This window comes from Acidovorax sp. CCYZU-2555, from assembly GCF_018413525.1.
GTDB lineage: Bacteria > Pseudomonadota > Gammaproteobacteria > Burkholderiales > Burkholderiaceae_C > Comamonas.
Map to the genome: position 1 here is coordinate 22,242 of NZ_JAHCDD010000068.1, position 10,717 is coordinate 32,958.

Annotated in this window: 9 protein-coding genes and 4 tRNA genes; 7 read left to right on the forward strand and 6 right to left on the reverse strand. The window is 64.6% G+C overall.

Annotated features, from left to right (window positions below; genetic code table 11):
- Together KHY18_RS20640 and KHY18_RS20645 are read right to left on the reverse strand one after the other, a co-directional pair.
- Complete coding sequence (locus KHY18_RS20640; protein WP_213304238.1) at window positions 1–891, reverse strand: TPM domain-containing protein; 891 nt, start codon at window positions 889–891, stop codon at window positions 1–3.
- A gap of 12 nt (window positions 892–903) precedes the next feature.
- Window positions 904–1,521: a LemA family protein gene (locus KHY18_RS20645; protein WP_213304240.1), complete on the reverse strand. Its 618-nt coding sequence runs from the start codon at window positions 1,519–1,521 to the stop codon at window positions 904–906.
- Window positions 1,522–1,646: 125 nt separating this feature from the next.
- On the opposite strand from KHY18_RS20645, the gene KHY18_RS20650 reads away from it, so the two are divergent.
- Window positions 1,647–2,177 carry a DUF2946 family protein gene (locus KHY18_RS20650; RefSeq protein WP_213304242.1) on the forward strand — a complete coding sequence of 177 codons (531 nt, stop codon included), beginning with the start codon at window positions 1,647–1,649 and terminating at the stop codon, window positions 2,175–2,177.
- 46 nt (window positions 2,178–2,223) lie between these two features.
- Here the strand turns inward: KHY18_RS20650 and KHY18_RS20655 are convergent, their stop codons facing one another.
- The 4 genes from KHY18_RS20655 to KHY18_RS20670 form a co-directional block, all read right to left on the reverse strand.
- A complete protein-coding gene (locus KHY18_RS20655) occupies window positions 2,224–2,748 on the reverse strand; it encodes a c-type cytochrome (RefSeq protein ID WP_213304244.1) in 525 nt (174 codons plus the stop codon).
- A gap of 200 nt (window positions 2,749–2,948) precedes the next feature.
- A complete protein-coding gene (locus tag KHY18_RS20660) occupies window positions 2,949–4,394 on the reverse strand; it encodes an efflux transporter outer membrane subunit (RefSeq protein ID WP_213304246.1) in 1,446 nt (481 codons plus the stop codon).
- Window positions 4,387–7,542, reverse strand: a complete 3,156-nt coding sequence (locus KHY18_RS20665; RefSeq protein WP_213304249.1) for an efflux RND transporter permease subunit — start codon at window positions 7,540–7,542, stop codon at window positions 4,387–4,389. The genes KHY18_RS20660 and KHY18_RS20665 overlap by 8 nt, the downstream gene beginning before the upstream one ends.
- A gap of 11 nt (window positions 7,543–7,553) precedes the next feature.
- Complete coding sequence (locus KHY18_RS20670; protein WP_213304252.1) at window positions 7,554–8,849, reverse strand: efflux RND transporter periplasmic adaptor subunit; 1,296 nt, start codon at window positions 8,847–8,849, stop codon at window positions 7,554–7,556.
- Between the two features lie 221 nt (window positions 8,850–9,070).
- Between KHY18_RS20670 and KHY18_RS20675 the strand changes: the two genes are divergently transcribed.
- From KHY18_RS20675 to KHY18_RS20700, 6 genes are all read left to right on the forward strand, one after another.
- Window positions 9,071–9,793: a TetR family transcriptional regulator gene (locus KHY18_RS20675; RefSeq protein WP_213304255.1), complete on the forward strand. Its 723-nt coding sequence runs from the start codon at window positions 9,071–9,073 to the stop codon at window positions 9,791–9,793.
- Between the two features lie 52 nt (window positions 9,794–9,845).
- Window positions 9,846–9,921: transfer RNA gene (locus KHY18_RS20680), tRNA-Arg, on the forward strand.
- 83 nt (window positions 9,922–10,004) lie between these two features.
- A tRNA-Tyr gene (locus tag KHY18_RS20685) sits at window positions 10,005–10,090 on the forward strand.
- Between the two features lie 55 nt (window positions 10,091–10,145).
- Window positions 10,146–10,219, forward strand: a tRNA-Gly gene (locus KHY18_RS20690).
- Between the two features lie 48 nt (window positions 10,220–10,267).
- Window positions 10,268–10,342 (forward strand) — tRNA-Thr (locus KHY18_RS20695).
- Between the two features lie 75 nt (window positions 10,343–10,417).
- The coding region (locus KHY18_RS20700) for a GTP-binding protein (RefSeq protein ID WP_249729145.1) at window positions 10,418–10,717 on the forward strand (300 nt) is incomplete at its 3' end.

Below are 10,717 nucleotides of genomic sequence, written 5' to 3' on the forward strand. Positions count from 1 at the left end.
TCACCAGCTCCCCGAGGCACCACCGCCGCCAAAACTTCCGCCGCCGCCCGAGCTGAAGCCGCCACCGCCCCCGCCACTGAAGCCGCCTCCGCCGCCAAAACCACCGCCGCCGCCGAAGCCGCCGCCGCCGATGTGCATGCCCTTGCCGTTGGACAGCAGCGTGATCAGCAGCGCGATGACGCCGGCGCCGCCCGCGAGCAGCAGGCTGGTCGTGAGCCAGAAAGCCACGGCGCCCGTGCCTGCGCCCATCAACAAGGCGCCAAAACGGTTGCCGAAGATGCGGCGGGCCAGCGGCCGCAGCACGGAGACGGCGATGAACAGAAAGATGGCCAGCGACTCGAGGTCGAGATCGTCCTTGGGCTGGGACGGCTTCTTGGTTGGCGGCGGCAGCTGCTCGCCGGCGATCAGCGAACCGATCTGCGTGATGGCCGCGCCCAGGCCGCCGGCGTAGTCGCCCGTGCGAAAACGCGGCTGCATGGTCTCGTCGATGATGCGCGCGACCGCGATATCGGGAATCGCGCCTTCGAGCGCGCGCGCGACTTCCATGCGCATGCGCCTATCGTCCTTGGCGACCACGACCAGCAGGCCGTCACCGACATCACTCCGGCCGATCTTCCAGTTGCTGGCAACGCGGTAGGCATAGGCGGCGATGTCTTCGGGCGCCGTGGTGGCGATCATCAGCACCACCACTTGCGAGCCGTGCTGGCTTTCGATCGCCGCGAGCTGCGCTTCGAGTTGCGTGCGATCGGCGGGTGTGAGCGTGCCGGTCTGATCGATCACCCGTGCGGTGAGGGCGGGAACGGCTTGCAGCGCCTGCGCGCCAACCTGCAGCGGTGCGCAGGCAATCAGCAGCAGGGTCAGCAGCCAGCGCCAGGCCAGCGTGAACGGCATGGGGTGACCGCGTCAGCGTGCGGGAGCCGGTGCCGGCGCAGGCGCGGGCTTCGAGAAGTCGACGCTAGGCGGCGCGGAGATCTGGGCTTCGTTCTGCACCGTGAAGTTCGCCTTGGGCGCGTAGCTGAAGACTTTTGCCGTCAGGTTGGTCGGGAAGCTGCGCGCGAGCACGTTGTAGGCCTGCACGGTCTGGATGTACTGGTTGCGCGCGACGGTGATGCGGTTTTCCGTGCCTTCGAGCGTCACGCGCAGGTCGCGAAAGCCCTGATTGGCCTGCAGTTGCGGGTAGCGCTCGGAAACCACCATCAGGCGCGACAGCGCGCCCGACAGTTCGCCCTGGGCCTGCTGGAACTTGGCGAAGGCCGCGGGGTCGTTGATCAGTTCGGGCGTGGCCTGGATGGACGTGGCCTTGGAGCGCGCCTCGATCACCTTGGTCAACGTCTCCTGCTCGAAATTGGCCTCGCCCTTGACGGTCGCGACGATGTTGGGCACCAGGTCGGCGCGGCGCTGATACTGGTTGAGCACTTCGCTCCAGGCGGCCTTGGATTGTTCGTCCAGGCGCTGGAAATCGTTGTAGCCGCAGCCGGTGAGGGCCAGGGCCGTGAACAGAATGGCGAGTAGGCGTTTCATAGTAGGCTTGTGCTGGCACCCGGTGACAGGCGAGATGGCAGCGGTAGCTGCCTGTGCAGCAGATTGTGCCGCATCTACCCCGGGGAGGGTAGGTAGGAGCAGGCCGCGAACCCAAGGAGACCGTGATGGACGATATCGTGAAGCAGGCGATGGCCAAATGGCCCAACGTACCCGATTGTTTTGGCTGGCTGGGGCTAGACGCGCGCGGCCATTGGTTCCTGCGCGACGACGCGGTGCAGGCACTCGGTCCGTTCGAGCAGAGCAAAGGCTCACTTCTGGAGCATGAGAAGCTGCTGGCCTTCATCGCACGCAACTATGCCAAGGATGATCTGGGGCGCTGGTTCTTCCAGAACGGGCCGCAGCGCGTCTATGTGGAGCTCGAAGCCGCGCCTTTTGTCTGGCGCCTGCAGCCCGGCGGCGAGGTGCAGGCCCAGACCGGTGCGCTGGCCACGCCCGAAGCTTGTCTGGTCGACGAACAGGGACGGGTCTATCTGGTGACTGCGCTGGGCCTGGGACTGGTGCACAGCCAGGATGTGGGCCTGGTCGCCGACGCGCTGGAGCAGCAGCGCTGGTCGCAGGAGGACGTTCTTGCGAGCAGCCTGCCCGAACGCTTTGGCTTTGTGCGCAGCCCGGCGCAACAGGCCGCGGTCCGGTAAATAAAAAGAGGCCCGCAGGCCTCTTCGTCGACAGCGCGCAGCGTTCTTACTTTGCGGCTTCGCCTTCGGCCGGCGCCGGCGCCTGGGGTTCATCGAACTTGCCGCCGCCCGCGTTGGCCATGAAGACCACGCCGCGTGCGATTTCGGTGTCGTTGAAATCGCCGCCGCCCTGGGGCGCCATCGCACCCTTGCCCTTGAGCGCGGCTTCGACCATGGCCTCGAAGCCATGCGCCAGGCGCGGGCCCCAGGCCGCGGCATCGCCGAACTTGGGCGCGCCGGCAACCCCGGCTGCATGGCAGGCCGCGCATTGGCCGTTGTAGACCGCTTCGCCGCCGCGCAGCGGACGGTTGGCGTCACGAATTTCCACCTGTCCCACCTTTTGCAGGCGCTGGGCCTTGGCCATCTCCGCATTGCCCACGCCCGGGCCGGGCTTGCTGGCGGAGTTGACGAAGGTCACCAGGCCGATGATGACCAGGACCGGAATCACAAAAGAGAGACAGACGGCGATCAGAAACTGCTTGGGGTTCTTGATCGGGCCTGCATGTGCTTCTTCGTGGGGGGTGGCGCTCATGACATCCTCAATATTTTTAGGGGTATAGACCAGCAGGGAATTATATGGGTCACCTGGTGTTTGGCTGCTGCGCGTTTCCCCGTGCGTGTGCACTACGGCAACCAAGCTGCACAGGTCATGATCTGGCGCAAGAAAAAAGGCCATGCCCCTAAGGTCATGGCCTTTGCCGTGTGCCGCGTTGCCGCTGGCGCATGGGTATTTCAGCGTTGCGTGGCCGGGGCCTGCGCGTTGCTGGCCAGCGGCGTGACCGAGCTGACCCCACCGCCCAGTGCCTTGTACAGCAGCAGCTGGTTCTGCACCCGCGCCAGGCGCACCTGCACCACCGACTGCTCGAGCGTGAACAGCGTGCGCTGGGCATCGAGCAGATCGAGGTAGCTCGACACGCCGTTGCTGTAACGCAGATCGGACAGCTTCAGGCGCACGGTTTCCGCTTCGAGCTGGGCGAGCTGGGCGCGGTCCTGCTCCTGCAGCGTGGCCTGGCTGTCGAGCGCGTCGGAGACTTCACGGAATGCGGTCTGGATGGCTTTCTCGTACTGGGCGACAGCGATCTGGCGACCCACCTGGGCGGCGTCGAGGTTGGCGCTGTTGCGGCCGGCATCGAAGATCGGCAGCAGCGCCGACGGGGCGAGCGTGAAGCCCCAGGCGCCGCTCTTGAACAGCCCCGACAGTTCGCCGCTGGCCGTGCCCACCTGCGCCGTGAGGGCGATGCGCGGGAAGAAATTCGCGCGCGCCGCACCGATGTTGGCGTTGGCACCGATCAGCACCTGCTCCGCCTGGCGGATGTCGGGGCGCTGGATCAGCAGATCGGAGGGCAGGCCCGCGGGCAGCGGGGTCAGCGCCGGCACCTGGTTCAGGCGCGTGCCGGCAATGCTCGCATTGATCTCTGGCGGCAGCGACTGGCCCAGCAGCAGGGTCAGCGCATTCGCGTCGAGCGCACGTTGGCGCTGTTGCTGGGCGAGCGTGGCGCGCGCGGCTTCGGTCAGCGACACCGCCTGGCGGTAGTCGAGCTCGGAGGTCGCGCCCGCGTCGAAGCGCAGCTTGGTCAGATCGACCGAGGCTTCACGCGTCTCGAGGGTGCGGCGCGAGATCGCGAGCAATTCCTCGTCGGCCAGCAGCGTGTACCAGGCGCTGGCGACCGAAGCCACCAGGCTCACCTGCGCGGCGCGCATGCCTTCTTCGCTCGCGAGGTACTGGGCCAGTGCCTGCTGCTTGAGGCTGCCGACGCGGCCGAAGAAGTCGAGCTCCCAGGCCGTGGTCTGCAGTCCCACGTTGTAGGCGTTGGCGTAGCCGCCATTGACCGTATCGGGCGCACGCGACGCCGTCATGCCGCCGTTGATGGTCGGGAACTGGTCGGCGCGCGTGATCCGGTACTGGGCCCGGGCCTGCTCGATGTTCAGCACCGCAACCTGCAGGTCGCGGTTGTTCGTGAGCGCCAGGCCGATCAGCTGTTGCAGGCGGGCATCGGTGAAGTATTCCTGCCAGGGCAGAGCGGCAGCCGCCTGCGCGCTCGCATCGGCAGCCCCTTGCGAGGCGCTGCTGTAGGCGGCGGGCACGGGCGCCGCGGGGCGCTCGTAGGTGGGAATGAACGAGCAGCCGGCCATCAGCAAGGCCGCTGCCAGCGCCACGGGAGTGCAGCGGTTAATCATGGCGCAAGGCCTCCGGGTTGTGGGCAGCAGCTTCGGGGGAATCGATGTCCTCGGCGTGCTTCTTGCCCTTGAAGAGCGAGCGAACGATCACAAAGAAGACGGGCACGAAGAACACCGCCAGCACCGTGCCGGTGATGATGCCGCCGAGCACGCCGGTACCGATCGCGCGCTGGCTGGCCGAGCTTGCGCCCGAGGCCAGCACCAGCGGCACCACGCCCAGGCCGAAGGCCAGCGAGGTCATGATGATCGGGCGGAATCGCAGGTGGGCGGCTTCGATCGCGGCCTGAACCACGCTCTTGCCCTGGGCCTGCAGGTCCTTGGCGAACTCGATGATCAGAATCGCGTTCTTCGCCGTCAAACCAATGATGGTGATCAGCCCGACCTGGAAATACACGTCGTTGGAGTAGCCACGCAGCAGCGTGCCCAGCACCACCCCGAGCACGCCCAGCGGCACGACCAGAATCACCGCCAGCGGAATCGTCCAGCTTTCGTACAGCGCGGCCAGGCACAGGAACACGGCCAGGATGGCGAAGCTGTACAGGATCAGCGATTGCGAGCCGGCCAGCTTTTCTTCATACGACTGGCCAGTCCATTCGTAGCCGAAGCCTTCGGGCAGCTGGGCGACCATGCGCTCGATTTCCGCCATCGCATCACCCGTGCTGTAGCCGGGTGCGGGCACGCCGGTGATCTTCATCGCGGGGTAGCCGTTGTAGCGCAGCGTCTGCTGCGCGCCGACGACCCAGCGCGTGGTGGCAAAGGCCGAGAACGGCACGGGTGCACCCTGGGCGTTGGGCGCCGTGAGCTGCATCAGGTCTTCGCCCTGCATCCGCGCAGGCGCGTCGGCCTGCACGATCACGCGCTGCAGACGGCCCTTGTTCGGGAAGTCATTGACGTAGCTCGAACCCAGCGAGGTGGACAGCGTCGAGTTGATCGCGCTGAACGCCACGCCCAGGGCGCTGGCCTTGTCGCGGTCGATGTCGATCTGCAGCTGCGGCGCATCTTCCAGGCCTTCGGGACGGACCTGGGTCAGCACCTTGCTTTGCGAGGCCATGCCCAGCAATTGGTTGCGTGCGTTCACCAGCGCGGTGTGGCCGTTGCTGCCACGGTCCTGCAGGCGCAGCGTGAAGCCCGACGAGTTGCCGAGTTCGGGAATGGGCGGCGGGCTCAGCGCGAACACGAAGGCGTCGCGCACGCCGGACATCGCGCCCATGATGCGGCCGGCGATTGCGTCCGCCGAATGCTCCGCGCCATGGCGTTCGCCCCAGTCCTTGAGCGTGATGAACGCCAGGCCGGCATTCTGTCCCTGGCCCGAGAAGCTGAAGCCCAGCACGCTGACCATGCTCGAGACTTCAGGCTGCTTGAGCGCGAACTTTTCCACTTCTTCCATCACTGCCTGGGTACGTTGCAGCGTGGCGCCGGGCGGCAGCTGGACGTTGGCGATGACCGTGCCCTGGTCTTCACCGGGCAGGAAGGAGGTGGGCAGGTTCTTGAAGATCAGCGCCGCGGCACCGAGGATGGCGGCGTAGATGATCAGGTAGCGTGCGGCTTTCTTGAGCATGCGCGCGACCACGCTTTCATAGCCCTTGGCGGTCTGGCTGAAGCGGCGGTTGAACCAGGTGAAGAACTTGTTCTTCTTGGCGTCGTGGTCGACGGGCTTGAGCAGCGTGGCGCACAGCGCGGGCGTCAGCGACAGCGCCATGAACGCCGAGAAGGCGATCGAGGCGACCATCACGGTGGCGAACTGGCGATAGATGTTGCCCGTGGAGCCGGCGAAGAACGCCAGCGGCACGAACACCGAGATCAGCACCACGGTCACGCCGATGATGGCGCCCGAGATCTGGCCCATCGCCTTGCGCGTTGCGGCGCGCGGCGGCAGCTTTTCCTCTTCCATGATGCGCTCGACGTTCTCGACCACCACGATGGCATCATCCACCACGATACCGATCACCAGCACCATGCCGAACATGGTCAGCACGTTGATCGAGAAGCCCAGGGCCAGCAGCGTGGCAAAGGTGCCCAGCAGCGCGATAGGCACGACGATGGTTGGAATGATGGTGTAGCGCCAGTTCTGCAGGAACAGGAACATCACCAGGAACACCAACGCCACGGCTTCGACCAGGGTCTTCGCGACCTGCTTGATCGAGATGCTCACGAAGTTCGAGCTGTCGTAAGGAATCGACCATTCGACCCCTTCAGGGAAGAACTTCTGCAGTTCCTCGAGCTTGGCGCGCACATCCTTGGCGGCGGCCAGCGCATTGCCCGAGGGCGACAGCTGGACGCCGATACCGACGGCGGGCTGGCCGTTCAGGCGCGCCGAGGTCGACAGGCTTTGCTGGCCGATTTCGATGCGTGCCACATCCTTCAGGCGCACGGTCGAGCCGTCGGCCTGGGCGCGCAGCACGATGTTGCCGAACTGCTCGGGCGTGGACAGCTGGCCGCGCACGGTGACCGTTGCCGAGATCGACTGGCCCGTGATGTTGGGCAGCTCGCCGATCGCGCCGGACGCGACCTGGGCGTTCTGCGACTGGATGGCGGCCGTGACTTCAGCCGACGACAGGTTGAAACCCTGCAGCTTGGCGGGGTCGATCCAGATGCGCATGGCCTGTTCGGAGCCGAACAGCTGCACCTGACCGATGCCGGTGACGCGCTGGAGTTCGGGCACCAGATTGCGCGTCGCGTAATCGCCCAGCGCCGTCGTATCCCATTCGGGGTTCTTCGACGCCAGCATCGCGAACAGCAGGAAGTTGGCCGACGACTTGTCGACCTTCACACCTTGCTGTGTCACGGCTGCGGGCAGGCGCGGCGTGGCGCGCGACAGGCGGTTCTGCACGTCGACCTGGGCCAGCTCGGGATTGGTTCCCTGCGCAAAGCTCACGGTGATCGAACCCGTGCCGTTGGCCTGGGCCACGGACTCCATATAGAGCAGTCCGGGCGAGCCGTTCATCTCGCGCTCAATCACGGACAGCACGCTGTCTTCCAGGGTCTGGGCGGAAGCACCGGGATAGGCGGTGCTGATGACGATGGCCGGAGGGGCCACAGGAGGGTACTGCGCAATCGGCAATTGCGTGAGTGATACCGCGCCCATCACGATGATGAACAGCGCGATCACCCATGCAAAGATGGGGCGCTCAATAAAAAACTTGGCCATGACGGACGCCTTTACTTGTCAGCCGCGGCTGCAGGTGCGGTAGCCGGGGCTGCTGCGGCCGGGGCTGCGGCTGCAGCGGGTGCCGCAGTCGCTGGTGCGGAGCCAGGCGCTGTCCATGGCACCGGCGTCACGGGCGTGCCCGGCGGCATCATCTGCAGTTTCTGGAAGCCATCGACCATGACCTTCTCGCCGGCCTTGAGGCCGTCGAGCACGATCCATTGCTGGTTCTGCGCGGCGCTGACCTTGATGCTGCGCTGGGAGATCTTGCCGTCGTCACCGACCACCGACACGATGTCGCCGTTCTCGCTGCGTGTCACGGCCTGCTGGGGCAGGGTGATGGCGTTCACGGCCTGGGCCTGTTCAACCTGCACGCGTACATATAGACCTGGCAGCAGCATTCCCTTGGGATTGGGGACTTCGGCGCGCAGCGTGACCTGGCCGGTGGCGCTGTCGACGGTCAGGTCGGTGAACAGCAGCTTGCCCGGACGTTCGTAGACGCTGCCGTCTTCCAGAATCACCTTCACGCTCGCCGAGTCGTTGCCCGAGGCTTTCTTCAGCTTGCCTTCGGCCATGGCCTTGCGCAGCTTGAACGCTTCGCTCGACGACTGGGTGAAGTTGACGTAGACGGGGTCGATCTGCTGGATCACGGCCAGCGGAGTGGCTTCGCCCTGGCCGACCAGCGCACCTTCGGTGACCAGCGACTGGCCGATGCGGCCCGAGATGGGGGCCGTGACCTTGGCATAGCCGAGGCTGATCTCGGCCGTGCGCACATTGGCCTTGCCCGCAGCGACATCGGCCAGCGCTTGTTTATATGCGGCTTCGGCGTTCACGAAGTCCTGCTTGCTGATCGCATTGGCGGCGACCAGGGGCTTGTAGCGCTCGAGCTGGGCCGCGGCCTGCGCGAGATTGGCTTCCGAGCGGGCCAGCGCGGCGCGCGAGCTTTGCGCCGTGGCTTCATAGGAAGCGGCGTCGATGCGGTACAGCGCCTGGCCGGCCTTGACGTCGCTGCCTTCGCGGAACAGGCGCTCGAGCAGAATGCCGGCGCTGCGAGCGCGCACCTGGGCCACGCGCGAGGCTTCGACGCGTCCCGGCAGTTCAGTGACCAGGCCCACATCGCCGGGGGTGGCGACCACGACACCGACCTGCACCTTGGGTGCCTGACCGGCGGCTGCAGGCGGCTTGCCTTCGGCCGGCTTGTCGCCACATGCGGCCAGCGTGAGCGCGGCCGAGATGGCCAGCACCAGGGTGGCGTGGCGGTATAGGCGACGGGGTGGTTGGGCGTCGGGCGCGTTGCGCGTGCTGTGCATGGTTTTTTCCTAGGAATGAATCAGCGTCGGAGCATGCAAGGCGTGCGTGTCAATATGACGAGCACAGGCGCGCAATGCCCCTGAAAAGAGCTTGGCGATTGTACATACATCCATGAATGTATAATAAGTCCCCTGCCTGAACTGAGGACATTGTGACCTCAGTGCGCTTCCTGCGCACTAGTGTGTGCACGCCGCGCACTACCAATATCTGGAGAAATGTCATGGCCCGTAGAACCAAAGAAGATGCGGTAGCGACGCGCAATGCCTTGCTGGATGCCGCCGAGCAGGTTTTCCTGGCGCAAGGCGTTTCCCAGTCGTCGCTTGCGGCCATCGCCAAGGAGGCCGGCGCCACGCGTGGCGCGGTCTATTGGCATTTCAAGGACAAGCTCGATCTGTTCAACGCCATGATCGACCGCGTGACCATGCCGCTCGATCAGGTAATGTATGGGGGCGTGGGCCAGCTGTCGGAGGCCGGGCCGCTGCCGCGCATGTGCCGGGTGATGTATCTGCTGCTGAACGGCCTGGTGACCGATGACCGCATTCGCCGCGTGTTCACCATACTGATGCATCGCATGGAGTTTGTCGGCGAACTGGCGGCATTGCAGGTGCGGCATACCTCATCGATGAACGAATTCACGCGCCAGCTGGCGCTGGATTTCGCGGCCGTGGCGCAGGAGCAGCGGCTGCAGTTGAACGGCCCGCCGCAATTGCTGGCCATAGGCCTGCGCTCGCTGCTGGATGGGTTGATGCATTCGTGGCTCATGAGTGTCGAGGGCTTCGATCTTGAAAAGGACGGTCTTGCGGCAATCCAGGTGTATCTCGTGGGCGCGGGTCTGCCACAGGCGGCGGTGGCGGCGGCGTTTGCCGAGGCTACGACCATCCCCAACCCGCTGACCGGTGGCGCGCGCCTGCCCTGCGGCTATGTAGATAGCGCGATTACGTGAATTCCAGGCAAAGTCGTGCGACAATGCCGATTGCTTTGGACCTCGGTCCGGGGCGGCTGTAGCTCAGTGGATAGAGTATTGGCCTCCGAAGCCAAGGGTCGTGGGTTCGATCCCCGCCAGCCGCACCAGTCTTGTACGAAAGTACGAAATAAAGCGAAAAAATAGCAGATTTGTTTTTGACGTCAAAAATGCTGCTACAATCGAATTCTTCGGAGGGGTGCCCGAGTGGCTAAAGGGGGCAGACTGTAAATCTGTTGGCTTACGCCTACACTGGTTCGAATCCAGTCCCCTCCACCAGTTTTTGGTTGAAGAGTTTGAAGATGCTTATGCCAGCATCGACGCACAGAAAAGTGCGGGAGTAGTTCAATGGTAGAACCCTAGCCTTCCAAGCTAATGACGCGGGTTCGATTCCCGTCTCCCGCTCCAATTTGTGTGTAGCGTTTTTTATTTGAATTGTCGCAAGACAGTTTGAATGCCCATGTGGCTCAGTGGCAGAGCACTCCCTTGGTAAGGGAGAGGTCGCGGGTCCGATTCCCGCCATGGGCACCAGCTTTCTGGTGCTTCCGCTAGATGGTTGCGCCGAGTCCTGTTGTGTAGTTTTAGATTTTTTTCGGAGTCGGAAAAATGGCAAAAGGAAAATTCGAGCGCACCAAGCCCCACGTCAACGTGGGCACCATTGGTCACGTTGACCATGGCAAGACGACACTGACGGCTGCTATCGCAACCGTTCTGTCCGCCAAGTTTGGTGGCGAAGCCAAGAAGTACGACGAAATCGACAAGGCGCCTGAAGAAAAGGCCCGTGGTATTACCATCAATACCTCGCACGTCGAATACGAAACCGCCGGTCGCCATTACGCTCACGTTGACTGCCCAGGCCACGCTGATTATGTGAAGAACATGATCACCGGCGCTGCTCAGATGGAT